The sequence below is a fragment of the Promicromonospora panici genome (assembly GCF_900608595.1).
In the GTDB taxonomy this organism is placed as follows: domain Bacteria; phylum Actinomycetota; class Actinomycetes; order Actinomycetales; family Cellulomonadaceae; genus Promicromonospora; species Promicromonospora panici.
Genome location: NZ_UWYY01000016.1, coordinates 17453 through 39696 on the forward strand (window position 1 = coordinate 17453; position 22244 = coordinate 39696).

Sequence of the window (22244 nt, forward strand, 5' to 3'; positions counted from 1 at the left end):
AGCGAAGGCTGTTCCGACCTGCGACGTAGATCGGCTACAGTCTGCCGAGCAGGCACGCAACTTGGTGAATGCCCAGTACTGGGGCTTCACCTCTTCAAGACTTCAACGGAGAGCAGCAGATGACACTCGTCTCGTCGCCGGCCTTGGTGGAGGTGCCGGAGAGCACCAGCATCAACACAATCCTCAAGGACCGTGTGGCCCGCTCCGGAGACGAGACGCTCATCGAGCGGCGTGACACCGCCGACGGCCCGTGGATCAAGGTCACCGCCCGGCAGTTCGAGGACGAGGTGCTCGCCGTCGCGCGCGGACTCGTCGCTCGGGGCATCGAGGCCGGGGACCGCGTGGCGATCATGTCGCGCACCCGGTACGAGTGGACGCTCGTCGACTTCGCCATCTGGGCCGCCGGCGCGGTGGCCGTGCCCGTCTACGAGACGTCGTCGCCCGAGCAGGTGCAGTGGATCCTTTCGGACGCCGACGTCCGACTCGTGATCGTCGAGTCCGGCGCGCACGCCGAGACGGTCCGGAGCGTGCGTCAGCACCTGCCGACCCTCGCGGACATCCTCCTCATCGACGACGACGCCGTGCTCGACCTGCGCAAGGCCGGCACCAACCTCTCCGCCGGCATCGTGACCCAGCGGCGCGACGCCGTCCGCCGCGACGACCTGGCGACCATCATCTACACCTCCGGCTCCACCGGCCGGCCCAAGGGCGTCGAGCTCACACACGGCAACTTCGCGCACCTGGCGATGAACGCCGCCGTCGGCATCCCGGAGCTGCTGCGCGCCGAGAACGCCCGCACGCTCCTGTTCCTGCCGCTGGCGCACGTGTTCGCGCGCTACATCGAGGTCGCGACCATCGCCGGCCAGGCCGTACTGGGCCACGCCCCGGACATCAAGAACCTCGTCGCCGACCTCGGCACGTTCCGCCCGACCTACCTCCTGGCCGTGCCGCGCGTGTTCGAGAAGGTCTACAACAGCGCCGAGCAGAAAGCGTCCTCGGGCCTCAAGGCCAGGATCTTCGCGTGGTCCGCCCGGGTCGCGGAGAGCTACTCGCGGGCCCTGGACACGCCGTCCGGCCCGGACAGGGCGCTGAGGACGAAGCACACGATCGCCGACCGGCTCGTCTTCAGCAAGCTCAAGGCGACCATGGGCGGCCAGCTCCAGTGGGCGGTCTCGGGCGGCGCGCCGCTCGGCGAACGCCTCGGCCACTTCTTCCGTGGCTCGTGCGTGACCATCCTGGAGGGCTACGGCCTGACGGAGACGACGGCCCCGACCTCGGTCAACCTGCCGAACCAGACGGTGATCGGCTCGGTGGGCCCGGCCTTCTTCGGCACGGACATCGGCATCGCCGACGACGGCGAGGTGCTGCTGCGCGGCCCGCACATCTTCCGCGGCTACCGCAACCAGCCGAAGCTGACCGCCGAGACGTTCGTGGACGGCTGGTTCCGCACCGGCGACCTGGGCCGCCTCGACGAGCACGGCCACCTGCACATCACGGGCCGCAAGAAGGAGATCATCGTGACCGCCGGGGGCAAGAACGTCGCCCCGGCCGTCCTCGAGGACCGTATGCGCGCCCACCCGATCGTCAGCCAGGTCGTCGTAGTCGGTGACCAGCGTCCGTTCATCGGCGCCCTGGTCACGCTCGACGCCGAGATGCTGCCCGGCTGGTGCGCGGCGAACGGGTTGCCCAAGCTGTCGGTCGACGAGGCCCGCGTGCACCCGAAGGTGCTCGCCGAGCTCGACAAGGTGGTCGCCCACGCGAACGAGGCGGTCTCCAAGGCGGAGTCGATCCGCAAGATCACGGTGCTCGACCTCGACTTCACCGAGGCCAACGGCTACCTCACGCCGTCCATCAAGGTGAAGCGCGCCAAGGTCCTCGCCGACTTCGCGGGCACCGTCGACGCTCTGTACGGCGCCCCTGTGGCAACGGCCCATCCGGCCGCCAACCACCACTAGCCCCCGCGAGGTAGAACTGCAGCGAGGTAGAACAAGAGCGAAGTAGAACAAGAGCGAAGTAGAACTGGAGCGCACCCTCAGGATGCGCTCCAGTTCTACTTCGCCAGAGTTCTACTTCGCCCTGGTCCTACCTCGCTGCAGTTCTACCTCGCCAGGGTTCTACCTCGGCGGACGGGAGGGTTCGCTGCTGGGAGGTGTGTTGCGGTCAGGCGCTCTTCTCGCGGGGCTGGCGGCCCCGTACCGGGCTCTTGCGCGGCACCACGGTCGGGTTCACGTTGTCGAGCACCACGTCGCGCGTGATGACCACGCGTTCGACGTCGTCGCGGCTCGGCACGTCGAACATGACCTGCTGGAGCACCTCTTCCATGATGGCCCGCAGACCGCGCGCGCCGGTGCCCCGCAGCAGGGCCTGCTCCGCGATGGCGCCGACGGCGGGCTCGTCGAACTCGAGCTCCACGCCGTCGATCTCGAACATCCGCTTGTACTGCTTCACGAGCGCGTTCTTCGGCTCCGTGAGGATCCGTACCAGCGCGTCGCGGTCCAGCGGCGAGACGGACGCGATGACGGGCAGGCGGCCGATGAACTCGGGGATCAGGCCGTACTTCTGCAGGTCCTCGGGGCGGACCTCCGCGAACAGGTCCTCGTCGATCGCGATGGACTCCATGGGGGCGCTGAAGCCGATGCCGCGCTTGCGGGACCGGGCGGCGACGATGTCGTCCAGCCCGGCGAACGCGCCGGCCACGATGAACAGCACGTTCGTCGTGTCGATCTGGATGAACTCCTGGTGCGGGTGCTTGCGCCCGCCCTGTGGCGGCACCGATGCGGTGGTGCCCTCGATGATCTTCAGGAGCGCCTGCTGCACCCCCTCGCCGGACACGTCGCGCGTGATCGACGGGTTCTCGGCCTTGCGGGCCACCTTGTCGACCTCGTCGATGTAGATGATGCCCGTCTCGGCCTTCTTGACGTCGTAGTCCGCGGCCTGGATGAGCTTCAGCAGGATGTTCTCGACGTCCTCGCCCACGTAGCCGGCCTCGGTGAGGGCGGTCGCGTCGGCGATGGCGAACGGCACGTTGAGCATCTTCGCGAGCGTCTGTGCCAGATAGGTCTTGCCCGTGCCCGTGGGGCCGATGAGCAGGATGTTCGACTTGGCGATCTCTACCGGGTCCTGCTCGTCCGGGCTGATCGACCGGCCGGCCTCGCCGGCCTGGATCCGCTTGTAGTGGTTGTAGACCGCAACGGCCAGGGCGCGCTTGGCGGGGTCCTGGCCGATGATGTACTGCTCGAGGAAGTCGAAGATCTCGCGGGGCTTGGGCAGCTCGGTCATCCCCAGCTCGGCCGCCTCACCGAGCTCTTCCTCGATGATCTCGTTGCACAGCTCGATGCACTCGTCGCAGATGTACACGCCCGGCCCGGCGATCAGCTTCTTCACCTGCTTCTGCGACTTGCCGCAGAAGTTGCACTTCAGCAGTTCCGCGCCGTCACCGATTCGCACCACTACCTGTCTCCTCGCCTTGTGCACCCTCACGGAGTCCCGCACAGGCCGGCTGACCCAGCAGATCCGCAACGTCGAGCGGTCTCAGATCCATTCCACACCACCTGTGGCTCGTTGTCAGCCCGGCGACCCGGCGGGTCGCACGACCGACTTTCACCACATCATGACAATTTTGTCATGTTCTGTGCAGCGAGTCCCACAATGCCCGACGCCGGGGCTTGCCGTCCACCGGTAATGGTGGACCTGCCCCGGCGCCGGGAAGTGGTCTCGACGGAACCGAACGCAGTGGTCAGCTCGTCACGACCGCGACGGGCTTGCGCGACTCCAGCACCTCGTCGACCAGGCCGTAGTCCTTGGCCTCGGCGGCGGTGAGGATCTTGTCGCGCTCGATGTCGTTGCGCACCTCTTCCTGATCCTTACCGCTGTGGAACGCGAGAGTCTTCTCGAGCCACTCGCGCATGCGGATGAGCTCGTTCGCGTGGATCTCGATGTCGGAGGCCTGCGCGTAGCCGCCGCCCTCCATCGCGGGCTGGTGGATCAGCACGCGCGAGTTCGGCAGCGCCAGGCGCTTGCCCGGCTGGCCGGCGGCCAGCAGCACCGCCGCGGCCGACGCCGCCTGACCCAGGCACACGGTCTGGATCTGCGGCTTGATGAACTGCATGGTGTCGTACAGCGCCGTCATGGCCGTGAACGAGCCACCCGGCGAGTTGATGTACATCATCACGTCGCGGTCCGGGTCCTGGGTCTCCAGGACCAGCAGCTGGGCCATGACGTCGTCGGCGGACGCGTCGTCGACCTGGACACCCAGGAAGATGATGCGGTCCTCGAACAGCTTGGTGTACGGGTCCTGGCGCTTGAAGCCGTACGCGGTGCGCTCCTCGAACTGCGGGAGCACATAGCGGGCGGACGGCATGGCGCCGGCGGTGGCATACGGCAGCCCCATGCCCGAGTGGGCACGTGCGCCGGCAAGGCGCTCTGCGGCTGCGACGAACTGGGCTTCAGGACTCACGGTGGTCTCCTCGCGATAAAGGTCTGTATGCGTTTCCGGGCGGTCAGCTGTTCATGCCGCCGCCGCCGGAGACCGACGCGGCGCTCTCCACGACGTGGTCGATGAAGCCGTACTCCAGCGCCTCAGGGGCCGTGAACCAGTTGTCGCGGTCGTTGTCCTTGATGATCGTCTCGAGCGGCTGCCCGGTCTGCTCGGCGGTCAGCTCGGCCAGCACCTTCTTCATGTGCATGATGAGCTGCGCGTTGATGCGCACGTCGGTGGCTGTGCCACCGATGCCGCCCGAGGGCTGGTGCATCATCACGCGAGCGTGGGGCGTGGCGTACCGCTTGCCCTTGGCGCCCGACGACAGCAGGAACTGACCCATGGAGGCCGCCATTCCCATCGCGACGGTGGCGACGTCCGGCTTCACCCACTGCATGGTGTCGTAGATCGCCATGCCGGCCGTGATGGAGCCGCCAGGCGAGTTGATGTACAGCCAGATGTCCTTGTCGGGGTCCTCGGCCGCGAGAAGCATCATCTGCGCGCTGATCGCGTTCGCGTTCTCGTCGCGCACCTCCGACCCCAGCCAGATGATGCGCTCCTTGAGCAGCCGGTTGTAGATGGAGTCGTTGAGCCCGAAGCCAGCACCCTCCGTCCGTGCTACCGGCCCAGCATCCATCCGCAGCAGATCGTTCACGTCCATCTCCTCGGTTCTGACTCTCGTCTTTGGACCACGTCCTACGACGTCGTGTCGCTCGACCCTAACGTGCCTCAGCCCGCCGGAACTCCTGATTCGGCGCCGTTTTCGCCTACAGCGCACCGGTGCTGCCCACGGCGAAGTCAGGGGGTACGCAGACGGCGGCCCGCACCCCCGCGCGGAGGGTGCGGACCGCCGTCCGGCGTCATGCTCGAAGCCCTCTCGGGCCCGGTGTGTGTCAGGCCTTCGCGGGCTCCGGCGCCTCCGGGGAGGCCTCGGCGCCCTCGGCCTCAGCGGCCTCCTGGGCCTGGGCCATGGCGTCGTTGAGCGCGGCCTGGGCCTCGTCGGCCTCGGTCGAGCCGATGAACTCGCTCAGGTCGACGACGTTCCCGTCGGCGTCCTTGACCTCGATCTGGCGCAGCGCGACCGCGAGAGCCTTCGAGCGGGCCACCTCGCCGACCATGGCGGGGATCTGACCGCCCTGCTCGAGCGTCTGGATGAACTCGCTGGGCTCCATGCCGTACTGCTGCGACGCGCTCACCAGGTACTCGACGAGCTCACCCTGGCTCACCTGCACCTGGAGCTTCTCGGCGAGGGTGTCCAGCAGGATCTGGTTCTTGATCGCCTTGGTGGCGTCCTCGGTGACCTCGGCGCGGTGCTCGTCGTCCTCCAGGCGGCTCTCGGACTCGAGGTGGCGGTGCACCTCGGCCTGGACCACGCCGGTCGGCACGGGGACCTCGACGGTCTCCAGGAGCTTCTCCATGAGGGCGTCGCGGGCGGTGACCGCCTGGTTGGAGGTCTTGATGCCGGCGACCTGGGTCTTCAAGTCGTCCTTCAGCTCCTCCAGCGTGTCGAACTCCGAGGCGAGCTGGGCGAAGTCGTCGTCCACCTCGGGGAGGTCGCGCTGCTTGACCGAGGTGGCGGTGACGGTGACGTCCGCCTCCTTGCCCTCGTGGTCGCCGCCGGCCAGCGGCGCCTTGAACGTGGTGGTCTCCTCGGCGGACAGGCCGGTGAGCGCCTCGTCGAGGCCCTCGAGCATGTTGCCGGAGCCGATCTGGTACGAGACGCCCGACACGGAGTCGACCTCCTCGTCACCGATGACGGCCTTCAGATCGATGACCACGTAGTCGCCCTCGACGGCCGGGCGGTCCACGCCCACCAGGGTGCCGAAGCGCTCGCGCAGGGCTTCCATCCGCTCCGCGACGTCCTCGTCCGTGACCTGCGAGGACTCGACGGTCAGGTCGACGTCGGCCAGGTCGGGGAGCTCGATCTCGGGGCGCACCTCGACCTCGGCCGTGAACTTCAGCTGGCCCTCGCCGGCCTTGGCCGGGACGTCGGTCACGTCGATCTCGGGCTGGGCGAGCGGACGCAGGTCGGTCTCGCCGAGCGCGTCACGGTAGAAACCGGAGAGGCCGTCGTTCACGGCGTGCTCGATCACGGCGCCCCAGCCGACCCGCTGGTCGATGATGCGCGGGGGAACCTTGCCCTTGCGGAAGCCGGGGATGTTCACCTGCTCCGCGATGTGCTCGTAGGCGTGATCGATGCTCGGCTTGAGCTCGTCGTAGTCCACCTCGACGGTCAGCTTGACCTTGGTGGGCTCCAAGGTCTCGACGGCGCTCTTCACTTCGATGGTCTCCAGAATGTCGGGGGTGCGCGCACGCCGGCGTACTGCGTCCCGGGTGGCGCGGGGATGCTCAACTCAGTTGCAGCTGCTCGCTGACAGCCGTGTGCGGCAGGCGCACGGGCAACCCGTCAATGGTACGCCCCACGACCTCAGGCGCCGAATGCAAGCTGGTGGCGTGCCGCACACCGGCCAGCCTCCCACGACCGTCCTCGTTCACCGTCCGTGTTCGCCCCGAGCACAGCCGTCAGCGGCCCATCCCCGCGGTCAGACCGGCGACGATCTGCCGGGTCGCCACGAGGAACAGCACCACGAGCGGCAGCGTGGCGATGACCAGCCCCGCGAACAGAGTGGACCACGACGTCTGGTACTCCCCGAAGAACGTCGTCAGGCCCACGGGCAGCGTGTACTGCGCCCGGTCGCGCACGAGGATGAGGGGGTAGAAGAAGTCGTTCCAGATGGGCACGAAACGGAAGACCACCACCGTCGCGACAGCGGGCCGCACGAGCGGCAACAGCACCGACCAGAAGGTCCGCAGCGGGCCGGCGCCGTCGATCCGGGCGGCGTCCTCCAGCTCGTCGGGGAGCTGGCGCAGGAAGGTGGCCAGCACGAACACCGAGAACGGGATGGACACCGCCGCGTAGACCAGGATCAGGCCGGTCCGGGTCGAGGCGAGCCCGATCGTGTCAAGCAGGTAGAAGATCGGCACGATCATGAGGAACACGGGCATCATCAGGCCCGACACGAAGACCTGCTCGATCACGGCCATGAGCCGCGAGCGTGACCGAGCCAGCGCGTAGGCGGCAAGCAGCGAGACCGCGGTCGACAGGGCCACCGACGCCGTGGTGACGAGCACCGAGTTGAGGAAGTAGGTCGAGAACGACGCCTCGACCCAGGCCTCGCGGTACGCGTCGAGCGACGGGCTGACCGGCAGCCCGAGCGGGTCGGCCACGAGCTCCTGGTCGGACCGGAACGAGTTCCAGACCATGATCAGCAGGGGCACCAGGGCGACGACGGCGTAGCCCCACAGCACGACGTTCACCGCCGCCCGGTTCACCAGCACGCGGGCGGTGCCGGGACCGCGGACGGCCGCGTAGCGCCTCACGTGAGCCCCCGCTCGACGTGGCGGAACCACCGCGTGAACAGCACGGACACGCCGACGATCACGACGAACAGCACGATCGCCACGGCAGACGAGATGCCGATGGCGTTGGACGCCCCCGAGTTGAACGCCGTGCGGTAGAAGAGGAGCGACATGACGTCGGTCGCGCCCGCCGGGCTGCCGTTAGACCCGCCCAGGGCGTACGGGATCGGGAACGCCTCCATGGAGAAGATGAACGTCAGCACGCTCACCGTACCGATCACGGGCAGCAGCATCGGCAGGGTGACGTGCCAGAACCGCTGGCGGGAGCTGGCGCCGTCGAGCATCGCGGCCTCCTCCATCGTCGGGTCCAGCGACCCGAGCGCGGCGCCGTAGATCAGGAGCGGGAACCCTACCCACTGCCAGGCCGTCACCAGCACGACCACCCACAGGGCGGTGTCGGGGTCACCGAGCCAGGGCTGGGCCACCGACTCCAGGCCGACGGCGCGCAGAGCGGCGTTCACCGGGCCGAACAGCGGCGAGAGCAGCAACGACCACAGGTAGCCGACGACCAGCGGCGAGACCAGGTACGGCATCGTGTACAGCACCTGGAACAGGCGCCGGAGCCGGTCCCGCTTGTGCAGCGCGTACGCGAGCAGCAGACCCACCGAGTTCTGCACCACCATGGCGCCGGCGAACAGGAGCCCGTTGTGCGCGAACGCGCGGGGCAGCTGGCTGCGGTACGGCTCGGTCGTCAGCAGCGCGACGAAGTTGTCCAGCCCGACGAACGCTTCCTGCGCGGTGCCCCGCCAGGAGAACAAGGAGTACGTCAGCGCGGTCGCCATCGGGTAGAGCACGAAGACGGCGAACAGCGCCGCCGCGGGCAGCAGGAAGAGCAGTGCTACGGGTGTGGGCAGCGCCGCTGTGCGACGGCCGTTCACTCGCCCGGCGTCCACCAGGCCGACAGGCCGTCCTGGATGATGCCCGCGGCTTGCTCGGCGTCGGCGTCGCCGAGGAACAGCTTCTGCCCGGCCTCGCCCATCAGGTCGGTGCCGACCGGGTCGCCGTAGCGGAAGTCCACGAGCAGCAGGTAGGGCGCGGGGTTCTCCTGGTACAGGTCCCACATCTCCTGCTGGAGCGGGTCCGAGAACTCGACGCCGGGGATCGGCGAGAACTGCTTGAGCTCGTCGGCGACGAGCTGTCCGAACTCGGGCGTGGCCAGCCAGTTCAGGAGCGTCTCCGCCTCCTCGGGGTGCTCGGTGGTCGCCGACAGGCCCCAGTTGCCGTCCGCGTACCCTGCGCTCACCGGGTGGTCCAGGGCCGAGCCGGGCGGCGGGGGCACCTGGAACACGCCGAGGTCGAGGTCCGGGTTGGCCTCCTGGAAGAAGGCCTGCTCGTAGGAGCCGCCCGCGAACATCGCGGCCTGCTCGGAGGTGAACAGCACCTGCGCGTCCGTGTACGGCACGCCGGTCACGTCGTCCGGCATGTACTTCTGCAGGTCCTTGAACGTCTGGAGCGAGTCCACGTACGCCGGGTCGGTGAAGTCGGTGTCGCCGTCGCGCAGCGCCTGCTGGAAGTCGGCGCCGCCGTACTGGGCGGCGGTGAGGGCGTCGTGCACGGTGGGCACGAACCAACCGTCGCGCGCGCCGACCGCGAGCGGCGTGACGTCCTTCTCCAGGAGCGTCTCGTTGAGCGCTATGAAGTCGTCCCAGGTCTCGGGCTCCGCCAGCCCGTTCTCCTCGAAGATCGCCGTGTTGTAGTAGACCTGGATCGTCTGGGTGGCCAGCGGCACGCCGTAGACGGCGCCGTCCTCACGGCTGCGGGCGCCGTCGAGGATCGCCTGGTCGAAGTCGCCGAGCGCCGGCACGAGGTCCTCCAGCGGCTCCAGGTTGCCGCCCTCGATGAGCGGCTGGAGCAGGCCGTAGGAACGCACCTGGGCGATGTCCGGCCCGTCCGAGCCGGTCAGGCCCGTCCGCAGGATCTGGTCGTACTCGGTGTTGAGGTGGGCCTGGAAGTTCACCGTGATGCACGGGTTGGCCTCCTCGAAGACGTCGAAGATCTGCTCGTAGGTCTTGACGTCCTCGGTGCGCCAGGACCAGACATCGAGCGCTACCGCCTCGCCGTCGCACCCCTCCCCCGCGGCCGCCCCGGGTTCCGGGCTGTCCGACGACGGCGCGCAGGCGCCGAGCGTCAGTGCCACGGCGGCTGTGGTGAGACCTGCGAGGGCGGTTCGGCGGTTCATGAGCCGGACGCTGCCGTTCCGGGGTCGGCGTGTCAAGTATTTGCGCTGTGTCGAAATGTCGTGTCTCCGTTCGGCATTCGTGCCAGAATTTCCCCCGCTACTGGCTCGTACGGCTACTTGTTCCGAAGTCTCTGTTTGAAGTTCTACCGAAGCAAACGCATTCGTCCACCTGGAGACCCGCATGCCGCACCGTGCACTCGCGCTGTTCGCCGCCACCGCCCTGACCGTCACGCTCACGGCCTGCACCGCGGAAGGCGGGGGCGGGACGGACGGCGGCCTCGTCGGCGAGGGAACCGGCGAGGACTGCACCATCGGATCCCCCGTGCCGGTGGGCGCGGCGCTCAGCCTCACGGGCGCCGCGGGCAGCTACGGCGAGTCGCAGCAGAAGGGCCTGGAGCTGGCCGCCGAGCAGCTGAACGCCCAGGGCGGCGTCGAGTACGAGCTGACGGTGGAGGACGACCAGACGGACCCGCGGCAGGGCATCGCGGTCTTCGAGCAGCTCACGGCCGAGGACGGCGCGAGCGTGATCATCGGCCCGACCCTGTCCACCGGCGCGTTCCAGGCTCAGCCGATCGCGCAGGAGGAGGGCGTGCCGGTGCTGGCCATCTCCAACACCGTCGACGGCATCACCGCCCAGGGCGACTACATCTTCCGCGACTCGCTCACGGAGTCGCAGGTGATCCCGCGGACCGTGGCCGCCGCGAAGGCCGAGTACGGCCTGGAGAAGGTGGTGGTCATGTACGCGAACGACGACGCCCTGGCCGAGGCCGGCGGTGAGGTGTTCGCCGGTGCGCTGGACGCGGAGGGCATCGACGTGGCCGACACCCTCACCTTCTCGGTGGCCGACACCGACTTCCGCGCGCTGCTCACCGAGGCCAAGGCCGCCGACCCGGACGCGCTGGTCGTGTCGAGCCTGATCGAAGCGGCCATCCCGCTAGTCACGCAGGCCCGCGAGCTCGGCATCGACGTCCCGATCATCGGTGGCAACGGCTTCAACAACCCCAAGCTGATGGCCGACGCCGGGGACGCCGCAGAGGGCGTGGTCGTCGGGGCCGCCTGGAACTCCGAGTCCGAGAGCCCCGAGAACACGGCGTTCCTCGCCGACTTCGAGGAGAAGAACGGGACCCAGCCGGACCAGTTCGCCGCGCAGGCGTACACGGGCCTCATGCTGATCGATCAGGCCGTGCGGTCCTCGTGCTCCGGCGAGCGGGACGCGATCAAGGAAGGCCTCGGGGCCATCGAGGGTGTTCCGACGGTGCTGGGCGAGCTGACCATCAACGACGAGCGGGACGCCGAGCACGAGGCAGTGGTGCAGGTCGTCGAAGACGGCAAGTTCGCCGTCCTCGAGTGACCGCGCGACCGCCATGCAGCAACTTCTGAACGGGCTGTTCATCGGCTCGATCTACGCGCTCTTCGCCGTCGGCTTCGCGCTGGTGTTCGGCATCCTCGACCGGCTGAACCTGGCCCACCCGGCCGTGTTCGCGGCGTCCGCCTTCATCGGGATCGAGCTGGTCACCGTGGGTGGGCTGCCCTTCTGGGCGGCCCTGCCCGCGGTCGCCGTCGTGGGGGCGCTGCTCGGCCTGATCGTGGAGCGGGTGGCGTTCCGGCCGCTCAAGGGCCGTCCCGACGCCCACTTCGCCGGGCTGATCTCGTCGATCGCCGTGGCGGGCATGCTGATCGCGCTGCTCCAGTGGCGCTACGGCGCCGAGACCCGCCGCTTTCCCGCGGACGCGTTCCCGGCCACGCGGTTCGACGTGCTCGGCGCCCAGGTGACGCTGCTGCAGGTGGTGATCGTCGCCGTCTGCCTCACGCTCGTGGTCGGGCTGACTTGGCTCGTCGCCCGCAGCCGGCTGGGGCGCGGCATGCGGGCGGTCGCGGAGAACCCGACGGCGGCCCGCGTGCTCGGCGTGAACGTGGACCGGGTCACCGCCACCACCTTCGCGATCTCGGCGGCGCTCGGGGCGGTCGCCGGTGCCCTGTTCGCGATGAACGTGAACTCCGCGCAGCTCGGCATGGGGTCCGCGATCGAGCTCAAGGGCCTCGCCGTGATCGTGGTGGGCGGCATGGGCTCGCTGCCCGGCGCACTGGTCGGCGGCCTCCTGCTCGGGGTGTCCGAGGTGTTCGCCGTGCAGTACCTGGGTTCGGCGTGGCGCGACCTGATCGCGTTCGCGCTGCTGTTCGGCATCCTGCTGCTGCGGCCGCAGGGCCTGTTCGGCGGACGTCGGGCACGGCAGGTCTGATGCTCACCGAGTCCACTGTCACGTTCATCGCGCTCGGCGCGATCTTCGCGTTCTCCTTCTACGCGGTGCTCAACGCGGGCCAGCTCAGCCTGGGACAGGCCGGCTTCGCGTCGGTCGCCGCCTACACGTCGGTGCTCGTCGCGCCGGACCCCGACGTCGTTGGCGACGTCCCCGCGCTCCTGGTCGCCCTCGCGATCGGCATGACGGCGGGCGCGACAGCCGCCGTCGTGCTCGGACTGCCGACCATGCACCTGCGGGGCGTGTTCCTCGCCATCGCGACCCTCGGGTTCGCCGAGGCGGTGCGGATCTTCGTGCTCAACGCCGAGTGGACCGGGGGCGCGCAGGGCATGTCCGTGCCCAAGGTGGTCACGCCCGCCATCGCCTGGATCGTGCTCGCCGTGGTCGCCTACTGGTTCTGGCGGTCCGCGCCCACCCGGTACGGGCGGGCCCTGGAGGCCATCCGCGAGGACGAGCTCGCCGCCGGCGCCATGGGCATCGACGTCGGGCGGCACCGGCTCGGGGCGTTCGTCACGGCAGGCGCCGTGGCTGGGCTCTACGGCGTGCTGTGGGCCTACACCGTGCGGCTGGTCGGACCCGCCGACTTCGGGTTCACCGCCGCCATCGACGGCCTGGTCACCGCCATGGTCGGCGGCACCACCGTCTTCGTCGGACCCGTGCTGGGCAGTACCTTCCTCACGCTGGTCCCCGAGATCCAGCGCGCCCTGGGCGTCGAGGCCGGCTGGATCCGGCCGTTCGTCGCGGGGTTGCTGCTGCTCGTCGTCATCCTGTTCCTGCCCGGCGGCCTCGCCGGGCGGATTCCCCGCCGGCTGCGGGTCCCGGACATCGCGGCCGACGCCGACAGCGGCGGCGCCGACGGAGAGCACCCGGAGCTGCGCACGCGCGTGCACGCGCCACGCGGCGACGTCGTCGTACGGCTGACCGGGCTGAGCAAGGACTACGGCGGCGTGCACGCGGTCCGCGACGTCGACCTGGAGATTCACAGCGGCGAGCTGCTCGGGCTGATCGGACCCAACGGCGCCGGCAAGACGACCCTCGTGAACATGATCAGCGGGCTCGTGCCGCCGTCGTGGGGCGAGGCGAGCGTGCTCGGCGTGACCGCCGGACGCACCCCCGTGCACCGGGTCGCCGCCGCGGGTGTGAGCCGCACGTTCCAGCACTCCAAGCTGTTCGGCAGGCTCTCCGCGCTGGAGAACGTGCTGGTGGGCGGGCACCTCGTGACCCGGCCGACCCTGGTCCGGCGGTTGCTCTGGCTGCCCTCGGCACGCCGCGACGAGCGCGCCGCGCTCACCCACGCGGCCCGGTGCCTGGACCGCGTCGGCATGCTGGACGCGGCCACCACCCGGGCCAACGCCCTGTCGTACGGCGACCAACGGCGGCTCGAGATCGCCCGGGCGCTCGCGGCCGACCCGAGCCTGCTCATCCTCGACGAGCCGGCCGCCGGGATGAACCAGGTTGAGGCGGGCGAGCTCGCCCGCCTCATCCGCTCGCTGGCCGATGACGGCCTCGCCGTGCTGCTGATCGAGCACAACGTCGGGCTGGTGCGGCAGATCTGCGACCGGGTGGTGGTGCTCGACTTCGGCGAGGTCATCGCGTCCGGCGTGCCGTCGGACGTCGCCGCCGACCCGCGCGTGGTCGAGGCGTACCTCGGGACGGAGGCCTGACATGACCGAACCCGTGCTCGAGGTGGAGCGCCTGTCCGTGCGCTACGGCCGGGTCGAAGCGGTGCGCGACGTGTCGTTCAGCGTGGCGGAGGGCTCGCTCGTGACGCTCGTCGGCGCGAACGGCGCCGGGAAGTCGACGATCATCAACGCGGTGTCCGGCATCGTGCGGCCGCACGGCGGGCGGGTCCGGTTCCGCGGGGCCGACATCACACGAGCTCCCGCCCACAAGCTCGTGGCGCGGGGTCTGGTCCAGGTGCCCGAGGGGCGGCAGATCCTCGCCTCCCTCACCGTCGCCGAGAACCTCGCGATGGGCGGCTGGCACCGCGGACGCGCGGCGTCCCGCACCATCGACGAGATGTATCAGCGGTTCGGCGTCCTGGCGGAGCGGCGAGACCTGCCTGCCGGGACGCTGTCCGGCGGCGAACAGCAGATGCTCGCGATCGCCCGGGCGCTGGTCGCGGAGCCGGTGCTGCTCCTCCTGGACGAGCCGTCCATGGGCCTGGCGCCGCTCGTGGTGAACGAGGTGTTCGACGTCGTGGAGCAGATCCGGGCGGCCGGGACCACCGTGGTGCTCGTGGAGCAGAACGCGCGGCGCGCACTGCGCGCCGCCGACCAGGGGTACGTCCTGCGCACGGGCGAGGTGGTCCGGTCGGGCCCGGCGGCCGAGCTGCTGGCGGACGACGACGTGGTGCGCGCCTACCTCGGCACGGCCTGAACCAGCCGCTCAGCGGCCGTTTGTCACGTTCCGCGCGATCCGCCAGGCGTCGGACAGGTCCGGGAAGTCCGCCTTGCGGACGGGCACGCAGAGCGCGTCGACGAGGGCGGCCGGCAGATGGCGGATCAGCAGGCCTGTGTACTGCGCGGCCCACGGCCCACGGTTGCGCGGCACGATGTGCGGCGGCCCCGGGCCCACCTCACCATCCGGCCGTCCGGGTTCTGCGACACCCGACCGGCAGGCGCGCAACGCCGACGACCTCAGAAGTCGTCCGGCGTCCTGATCCGGTCGCGGATCCACGCCCCGGCCTCCTTGAGCCGGTCCGTCCCGAACGAGCCGCCCGCGCAGGTCCCCTCCGTGAAGACCGCGCCCGACCGGTGATCGTCGGAGAAGTTCCAGTTCACCCAGCTGATCTTCTTCGAGGCCGCCAGGTCGAGGTACCGCTGCGACATCGCGAAGTCGTTGGCGCCCTCGCCCGCGTAGTCCTGGGTGCCGAACTCCGTGATGAACATGGGGATCCGGTCCGCGGCGCGGGAGAGCGCGTCCAGGTACTCCTGCCCGTGCGACGCGGCGTAGAAGTGGAACGTGTACATCACGTTCGAGGCGTCGACCGGGTCGTTCACGACCTCGGACTCGTCCGAGCCGTCGGAGACGCCCAGCGAGGACCAGGCTCGTGTGCCCAGCAGGACGACGGAGTCCGGGTCCTGCGCGCGGATCACGGGGACGATCTGCTCGTGGTAGCTCATGATCGTCTGCCACGACACCCCGTTGGGCTCGTTCGCGACCTCGTAGATGATGTTGTTGTTGCCGTTGTTCCGCTCGGCGATGGCGGTGAAGAACGCCTTGGCGCGCTCCAGGTTGAAGTTCGGGTCGCCCGGATCGAGCATGTGCCAGTCGACGATGGCGTACAGGCCACGCGCCGTGAGCATGTCGATGTAGTCGTTCACCAGGGCGGTGAACCGCGCCGGGTCGGTCTCGTAGCCGTCCTCCTGGACGTAGGTCGAGATCCGCATGACGTCGGCGTTCCAGTCGTACGCGAGAGTGTCGAGCGAGGCGTCGGTGAGGCACTGCGAGTACCACTGGGTGCCGTGGCTGCTCATGCCGCGCAGCTGGATCTCCGTGCCGTGCTCGTTGCACAGGCGGACGCCGCACACGCTGAGCTGGCCGTTCGCCTCGACGGGGGTTGCCACCTGCGGCGCGTCCTCGACGGCGTTGGCGGGCAGGAAGGGAGCGAGGGCTGCTCCGAACGCCAGCATCGCGGCCGTGGCTACTGCGACGATGATCGGAGCGCGGCGCGAGACCATGTGGGACCACCTCAGTTCGTGGACAGAGCCGAAGCAGGTTGCGTCTGCGCTGCCTGCTGGTCACAAGGACGCTAGCAAGATGCCTGGTCGCACGACATGCGGGATTCCCACACCGTGCGCACAGGACCGGGACGCGAACCCACGGAGAACCCCGCCGTCGGATGACGTAGTGTCGCCGGGTCCCCTCCGGACCATCCCGATCCGGTTCCAGCACCCGAGGTGGGCCCATGACAGTTCCCCTGACCCTGCGCACGCCCTCGCACAGCGCTGACCAGCCGCAGGCCCCGGACCATCAGGTCCTCGACGCGGCTCTCGATCGCCTGGAGGAAAGCGCTGGCACACCCGACCGGGCGGACGCCGAAGTACTGCTGCACGCCCGCGACGCCGACCTCGACCGGCTCCTCGCCGTCGCGGGCAGGCGGCGCGACGCCGGCCTGGCGGAAGCCGGCCGTCCCGGCGTCATCACGTACTCGCGCAAGGTGTTCGTCCCGCTGACGCACCTGTGCCAGGACCGGTGCCACTACTGCATCTTCGTCCAGACGCCGGGCAAGCTGGCCAAGGCCGGCATCTCGCCGTACATGGAACCCGAAGCGGTCCTGGAGGTGGCCCGCCAGGGCGCCGAGCTGGGTTGCAAGGAGGCCCTGCTCACCCTCGGCGACCGGCCGGAGAACCGCTGGCCCGTGGCCCGGCAGTGGCTCGACGACCACGGCTACGCCTCGACCCTGGACTACGTGGGTCACATGGCTCGCCTGATCCTCGACGAGACCGGCCTGCTGCCGCACCTCAACCCCGGCGTCATGTCGTGGGCCGAGCTGCAGCGGCTCAAGCCCGTGGGCCCGTCCATGGGCATGATGCTCGAGACGACGTCCTCGCGGCTGTGGACCGAGAAGGGAGAGGCGCACTTCGGCTCCCCCGACAAGGACCCGGCCCTGCGGCTGCGCGTGATCGACGACGCCGGACGGTCCCGCATCCCGTTCACCACCGGCGTCCTGCTCGGGATCGGCGAGAACTACGCCGAGCGCGTGGACTCGATCCTGGCGCTGCGGTACGCGCACGCCCGGCACGGCCATGTGCAGGAGGTGATCGTGCAGAACTTCCGCGCGAAGTCCGCCACGGCCATGATGGGCGCCGCCGACCTGGAGACGCAGGAGTACGCGGCCGCCGTCGCCGTCGCCCGGGTGCTGCTCGGCCCGGGGATGCGCGTGCAGGCGCCGCCCAACCTGACCGACGCCGCCGAGCTCCAGCTGCTGGTCCGCGCGGGCATCGACGACTGGGGCGGCGTCAGCCCCCTCACGCCGGACCACGTCAACCCCGAGCGTCCCTGGCCGCACATCGAGGACCTGGCGCGGCTCACCGCCGAGGGCGGGTACACGCTGCGCGAACGCCTCACCGCGCACCCGCACTACCTGCGCGAGTCGCGGGACGGCGCGGACTGGCTCGACGACCGCCTCCGCACTCACGTCCTGTCCCTGGCTGACGACTACGGCCTGGCCCGCCACGACGCCCTCCTGGGCGCGTTCCCGGCCTCGGGTCCGGCCGCGGAAGACGAACTGACGTCGGCCGCCCCGGCGTACGACCACCTGGCCGGCCCGGTGAACCCGGGGCGCGGGACGACGTCGGGCAGGCTGGGCGGGCTGCTCGCCGACGTCGAGGCCGACCCTGCCCGGGTCGACGACGCCGGCTGGGTGGAGCTGCTCGGGGCGGACGGCGCCGACCTCGAGGAGCTCGCGGCGCTCGCGGACCAGGTGCGGCGGGAGCGGGTCGGCGACGCCGTGACCTATGCGGTGAACCGGAACATCGACGCGTCGCTCGGTCTGCCGCCCGAGCGGGTCGCGGAGCTGGCCGCCGAGGCCGTGGCTCTCGGCGCCACCGAGGTGTGCGCGCAGGGCGCGCCACCCGTCGAGGCAGGGCCGGAGGGCTACCTCGACCTGGCCCGGGCGATCAAGCAGGGCGGGCCAGGGCTGCACCTGCACGCCTTCCGCCCGGCCGAGCTGGCCGACGGCGCCACCCGCGCCGGGCTCCCCCTGGCGGACTGGCTGACGGCGCTGCGCGAGGCCGGCGTCGACACGGTGCCGGGCACGGGCGCGCGGATCCTGGACGACCGGATCCGGGACACGCTCACGGGCGGGACCGACATCTCCGCCGAGCGCTGGGTCGAGCTCGTCGCCGCCGCCCACACCGCGGGCCTACGGTCCACGGCGACGATCGTGTACGGGCACGTCGAGTCGGCCCGCGACCAGGTGCGACACCTGCGCACGCTGGCCGCCGTCCAGGACAGGACCGGCGGGTTCACCGAGCTCATCCCGATGCCGTGGCTGGCGTCGGAGTCGCCCGTGCCGGTGCCCGGGGCCCGCATGGCGACCCTGCGCGAGAGCCGCGCCCTGCACGCCGTGGCCCGGCTGATGCTCGCCGGGCGGATCGACCACGTGCAGGCCGCGTGGACCAAGCTCGGGATGCGCGGGGCGCAGCGGGTGCTCGCCGGCGGCGCCGACGACCTGGGCGGCGTGCTGCTCGACGGCGTCATCGACCCGGACGCCGGACCCGAGCAGGGGCGCGAGCTGACGGTCGCCGACGTGACGCGGCTCGCCGCCGAGCTCGGCTGCCCGGTCCGGCAGCGCACGACCACGTACGGGCAGGTGGGGTGATACCGACGTCTGATGACGTACGGGCAGGTCGGGCACCGGCCGAGCACGTCGACGTCGCGGTGGTGGGCGCGGGGCTCGCCGGGGTCGGCCTCGGCGCCCGCCTGCGGCGTGCCGGACGCACCGGCTTCGCACTCCTGGAACGCGCCGACGACGTCGGCGGGACCTGGCGCGACAACGTCTACCCGGGTGTCGCGTGCGACATCCCGAGCGCCCTGTACTCGTACTCGTTCCTGCCCCAGCCGGCCTGGTCGCGGGTGTTCGCGCCGGGCGCCGAGATCCACGAGTACGTCCGGGACGTCGCGCGGTCCGAGGGCCTGGCCCCGCACCTGCGCCTCGGCACGGAGCTCACCGGCGCCCGCTGGAGCGAGGACGAGGCGGCGTGGCGCCTGACGACGACCCGTGGCCCGCTGACCGCGCGCGTGCTGGTGACGGCGGTGGGCCGGCTCAGCGAGCCGCGCGTGCCCGAGATCGCGGGGCTCGGCACGTTCCCCGGCCGGGTGTTCCACTCCGCCCGCTGGGACCGCGACCTGCCGGACGGGCTGCGGGTCGGCGTGGTCGGCACCGGTGCGAGCGCCGTCCAGCTCGTGCCGGAGCTGGCTCGCCGGGCGGCGTCCGTCGTCGTGCTCCAGCGCACGCCGCCGTGGGTGCTGCCGCGGGGCGACCGGGCGTACGCACCCGACGAACCGCGACCCGACCGGGCCGAGCTCTCGGAGGAGGCCGACCGGCTCTTCGACGCACGCATGGCCGGCACGACGGCGGAGGCGGCGCTGCGGGAACGGGCCGAGACGCACCTGCGGGCCCAGGTGCCGGACCCGGCGCTGCGCGCGCTGCTCACGCCCGACTACGCCGTCGGCTGCAAGCGTGCGCTGTTCAGCGACGACTGGTACCCGGCCCTCCAGCAGCCGCACGTGACGCTCGAACCCAGCGCCCCTGTCGCGGTCGAGGGGTCGACCCTGGTCGCGGCGTCGGGGGCCCGGTACGAGGTGGACGTGCTGGTGCTGGCGACGGGGTTCGAGACGACGCGCCCGCCGTTCGCGCACCTGGTGGCGGGCCGGGGCGGGCGGACTCTCGCCGAGCACTGGGCCGGCGGCATGACCAGCCACGGCTCCACGGCGGTGCACGGGTTCCCGAACCTGTTCGTGCTGGACGGGCCCAACGCGGGGCTCGGCCACCACTCCGCCCTGGAGGTGATCGAGGCGCAGATCGGCTACGTGCTCGGCGCGCTCGACCACCTGGACACGGCCGGCGGGCCGCTGGAGGTGTCCGCGGCGGCCGAGGCGGCATACACGCGTGAGGTGGACGAACGCGCCACGGGGACGGTGTGGCTGCGCGGCGGGTGCCGGAGCTGGTACGTGGACGAACGCTCGGGGCGGCTCACGCTCCTGTGGCCCGGCCGCGCGGCCGAGTACCGCGAGCGGTTCGGCGTCTTCGACCCGGTCCCGTTCGCGCCGGACGGCGTCGCCGTGGGGCCGCAGCGCAGATGACCATGCACGTGCTGCCAGGCCGGCGCCGATCCTGGCAGCACGTGCACGGTCCCCCGCCGTCAGCCGCGCGGGGCGAGCCCGTTCTGGTAGGCCCAGACCACGGTCTGCAGCCGGTCGCGCGTGCCGACCTTCGCCATCGCGCGCCCGAGGTGCGACTTCACGGTGCTCGTCTCCACGACCAGCTCCTTCGCGATCTCCGCGTTCGACAGCCCGCGGGCGAGGTGCCGCACGATCTCGGCCTCGCGTGCCGTGAGCTGCGCCGCGAGGTCCGACGTTGGTACGGGCGGAGCCTTGCGCCGAGCGAACTCGGTGATCACGCGGTGCGTCACCGTCTGGTCGATGAGGCCGTGCCCGTCGGCGAGCCGGCGGACGGCGTCGATCAGCTCCTCCGGCTCACAGTCCTTGAGGATGAACCCGGAGGCGCCGGCCTCCAGGGCGCCGAACACGTACTCGTCGAGGTCGAAGGTGGTCACGACCAGCACGGCGGGCGTCGTCCCGCCCTCCGGGCCCGTCCCGCCCGCGACGATCTCCCGGGTGGCGGCAAGTCCGTCGCCGCCCGGCATACGCACGTCCATGCAGACGACGTCGGGGCGATGCTTGCGGGCGAGCTCGACCGCCGTCGGACCGTTGGAGGCCTCGGCGACCACCTCGATGTCGTCGGCCTGCTCCAGGAGGAACCGGAATCCCGCCCGGACCACCGCCTGGTCGTCGACGAGCACGACCCTGATCATTCCTGTCCTCCTTCGACGGGCGCCGCAGCGCCCGGCACAGTGTTCACAGGCTCGTGGTGCAGCGGGAGCGCCAGCCGGACCCGCCATCCGCCGGACGGCGTGGCACCGGTCGTGAGCGTCGCCCCCACCAGGTGGGCCCGCTCCCGCATCCCGACCAGTCCCATGCCCTGCCGGGCCGAGCCCGCCGAACCCGCGGCGGCTGCCCCGGCGGCCGGCCCGTTGACGACCTCGAGCGAGACCTCCCGCTCCCCGAATCGCACGGCCATCCGCACCGCGGCGCCCGGGGCGTGCTGGCGGGCGTTCGACAGCGACTCCTGCGCCACGCGGTAGAACGCCGCGTCCGCGATGGGAGCCAGCTCGCGCGGCCGGCCCTCGCGGACGAGCTCCACGGTGTCCCCCAGGGCGCGCGCGGTCCGCACGAGCCCGTCGAGCGCGCCGAGCCCGGGCGGCGGGGCGTCGTGCCCGTCGTCGCCGGGTCCGCCTGCGCCGGGTCCGCCGGCGCTCGGACGCTCCCGGAGCACCCCGACGATCAGGCGCAGGCTCTCCAGCGTCTCCTTGCCCTGTCCACGAATCCACGCGGTGCCTGCCTTCGCGGCCTCCGGATCGCTGTCGATCTGCCGTTCGACGGCGGCCGCCTGCACGACGAGCCCGGACAGGTGGTGGGCGGCGACGTCGTGCAGCTCGCGGGCCATCCGCGACCGCTCGGCGAAGATCGCCGCCTGGGTGGTCGCCTGCTGAGTCCGCACCAGCTCTGCGGCCCGGAGGCGGAGCAGCTCGACGTAGTGGCGGCGGGTCGCCACCGCACCACCGACCAGGGCGCTGACCACGTAGGTACCGATCCCCGCGGCAAGGTGGTTGGCGGCCGGCAGCAGCAGGTTGTTGCCGGACACGAGGGCGGTCACCGCCGCCGTCAGGACGCCGACCGGCACCGCCGCGCCCGTGACCGCCAGGGCCTGGCGGGCGGGCAGCAGCGTGCCGATCGTGTATCCGGCGATGACCTGCGGTATGCCACCGACCGACAGGTCCGGAGGCGAGGCCGCGATGATGACCACCTGGCAGGCCACCACGAGCACCAGGCAGAGGACCGTGCGGGTCCGGCGCAGCACCAGCGGCACCGCCTGGGCGCACGTGGCGACCCCGAGCACGACGCTCTGCGCCGGACCGACCGTCAGGTCCTCCGCCTCCAGCACGTACTCGAACAGCACCACCAGCATGCCCGCCGTCAGCAGCGTCACGACGGCGGCCAGCAGACCGTCCCGCGCGAGCACGCCGGTCACGCCGAGCCGGGTGAGCAGCGCGTCCAGCCGGCTGGCACGCGGCGGGACCGCGACGTCGTCGAGCACCGTGGTGCCGTCCGTGGTGGGCAT

Annotated in this window: 18 protein-coding genes; 7 read left to right on the top strand and 11 right to left on the bottom strand. The window is 71.0% G+C overall.

Annotation, left to right across the window (positions count from 1 at the left end; genetic code table 11):
- Positions 1 to 119: 119 nt before the first annotated feature.
- On the top strand, positions 120 to 1955 hold the full coding sequence (locus EW117_RS18835; protein WP_129788253.1) for an AMP-dependent synthetase/ligase: 1836 nt from the start codon (positions 120 to 122) through the stop codon (positions 1953 to 1955).
- 205 nt (positions 1956 to 2160) lie between these two features.
- On the opposite strand, the gene clpX is transcribed toward EW117_RS18835, so the two are convergent.
- From clpX to EW117_RS18870, 7 genes are all read right to left on the bottom strand, one after another.
- Positions 2161 to 3450, bottom strand: a complete 1290-nt coding sequence (gene clpX / locus EW117_RS18840) for an ATP-dependent Clp protease ATP-binding subunit ClpX (RefSeq protein ID WP_129788254.1) — start codon at positions 3448 to 3450, stop codon at positions 2161 to 2163.
- 286 nt (positions 3451 to 3736) lie between these two features.
- Complete coding sequence (locus EW117_RS18845) at positions 3737 to 4456, bottom strand: ATP-dependent Clp protease proteolytic subunit (protein ID WP_129788255.1); 720 nt, start codon at positions 4454 to 4456, stop codon at positions 3737 to 3739.
- 43 nt (positions 4457 to 4499) lie between these two features.
- Entirely contained in the window at positions 4500 to 5138 is a 639-nt protein-coding gene (locus EW117_RS18850) for an ATP-dependent Clp protease proteolytic subunit (RefSeq protein WP_422891198.1), read from the bottom strand.
- Positions 5139 to 5370: 232 nt separating this feature from the next.
- Entirely contained in the window at positions 5371 to 6756 is a 1386-nt protein-coding gene (gene tig, locus EW117_RS18855) for a trigger factor (RefSeq protein ID WP_129788256.1), read from the bottom strand.
- 244 nt (positions 6757 to 7000) lie between these two features.
- Positions 7001 to 7858 carry a carbohydrate ABC transporter permease gene (locus EW117_RS18860; RefSeq protein ID WP_242504381.1) on the bottom strand — a complete coding sequence of 286 codons (858 nt, stop codon included), beginning with the start codon at positions 7856 to 7858 and terminating at the stop codon, positions 7001 to 7003.
- Complete coding sequence (locus EW117_RS18865; protein WP_242504382.1) at positions 7855 to 8775, bottom strand: carbohydrate ABC transporter permease; 921 nt, start codon at positions 8773 to 8775, stop codon at positions 7855 to 7857. The genes EW117_RS18860 and EW117_RS18865 overlap by 4 nt, the downstream gene beginning before the upstream one ends.
- On the bottom strand, positions 8772 to 10076 hold the full coding sequence (locus EW117_RS18870) for an ABC transporter substrate-binding protein (protein ID WP_129788258.1): 1305 nt from the start codon (positions 10074 to 10076) through the stop codon (positions 8772 to 8774). Before EW117_RS18870 ends, EW117_RS18865 begins: the two co-directional genes overlap by 4 nt.
- 181 nt (positions 10077 to 10257) lie before the next feature.
- Here EW117_RS18870 and EW117_RS18875 point away from each other — a divergent pair, with 181 nt between their 5' ends.
- The 4 genes from EW117_RS18875 to EW117_RS18890 are packed head-to-tail and all read left to right on the top strand — an operon-like array spanning position 10258 to position 14713.
- Positions 10258 to 11427, top strand: coding sequence for an ABC transporter substrate-binding protein (locus EW117_RS18875; RefSeq protein ID WP_129788259.1), 1170 nt, complete (start codon positions 10258 to 10260; stop codon positions 11425 to 11427).
- Positions 11428 to 11440: 13 nt separating this feature from the next.
- Positions 11441 to 12316, top strand: a complete 876-nt coding sequence (locus EW117_RS18880; RefSeq protein WP_129788260.1) for a branched-chain amino acid ABC transporter permease — start codon at positions 11441 to 11443, stop codon at positions 12314 to 12316.
- Positions 12316 to 13998: a branched-chain amino acid ABC transporter ATP-binding protein/permease gene (locus tag EW117_RS18885; RefSeq protein ID WP_129788261.1), complete on the top strand. Its 1683-nt coding sequence runs from the start codon at positions 12316 to 12318 to the stop codon at positions 13996 to 13998. The genes EW117_RS18880 and EW117_RS18885 overlap by 1 nt, the downstream gene beginning before the upstream one ends.
- A gap of 1 nt (position 13999) precedes the next feature.
- Positions 14000 to 14713, top strand: coding sequence for an ABC transporter ATP-binding protein (locus EW117_RS18890; protein WP_129788262.1), 714 nt, complete (start codon positions 14000 to 14002; stop codon positions 14711 to 14713).
- Between the two features lie 9 nt (positions 14714 to 14722).
- On the opposite strand, the gene EW117_RS29485 is transcribed toward EW117_RS18890, so the two are convergent.
- Both EW117_RS29485 and EW117_RS18900 read right to left on the bottom strand, forming a co-directional pair.
- Positions 14723 to 14911 carry a hypothetical protein gene (locus tag EW117_RS29485; protein WP_165362774.1) on the bottom strand — a complete coding sequence of 63 codons (189 nt, stop codon included), beginning with the start codon at positions 14909 to 14911 and terminating at the stop codon, positions 14723 to 14725.
- A 62-nt stretch (positions 14912 to 14973) separates the two neighbouring features.
- Entirely contained in the window at positions 14974 to 16017 is a 1044-nt protein-coding gene (locus tag EW117_RS18900) for a glycoside hydrolase family 5 protein (protein WP_129788264.1), read from the bottom strand.
- A 227-nt stretch (positions 16018 to 16244) separates the two neighbouring features.
- On the opposite strand from EW117_RS18900, the gene cofG reads away from it, so the two are divergent.
- Complete coding sequence (gene cofG / locus EW117_RS18905) at positions 16245 to 18662, top strand: 7,8-didemethyl-8-hydroxy-5-deazariboflavin synthase CofG (RefSeq protein WP_129788265.1); 2418 nt, start codon at positions 16245 to 16247, stop codon at positions 18660 to 18662.
- Positions 18659 to 20146 (top strand): flavin-containing monooxygenase, encoded by a 1488-nt coding sequence (locus tag EW117_RS18910; RefSeq protein ID WP_242504383.1) that lies wholly within the window; start codon positions 18659 to 18661, stop codon positions 20144 to 20146. The genes cofG and EW117_RS18910 overlap by 4 nt, the downstream gene beginning before the upstream one ends.
- 59 nt (positions 20147 to 20205) lie before the next feature.
- On the opposite strand, the gene EW117_RS18915 is transcribed toward EW117_RS18910, so the two are convergent.
- Both EW117_RS18915 and EW117_RS18920 read right to left on the bottom strand, forming a co-directional pair.
- Positions 20206 to 20877 carry a response regulator gene (locus EW117_RS18915; RefSeq protein WP_129788266.1) on the bottom strand — a complete coding sequence of 224 codons (672 nt, stop codon included), beginning with the start codon at positions 20875 to 20877 and terminating at the stop codon, positions 20206 to 20208.
- Positions 20874 to 22244, bottom strand: a complete 1371-nt coding sequence (locus EW117_RS18920) for a sensor histidine kinase (RefSeq protein ID WP_129788267.1) — start codon at positions 22242 to 22244, stop codon at positions 20874 to 20876. Before EW117_RS18920 ends, EW117_RS18915 begins: the two co-directional genes overlap by 4 nt.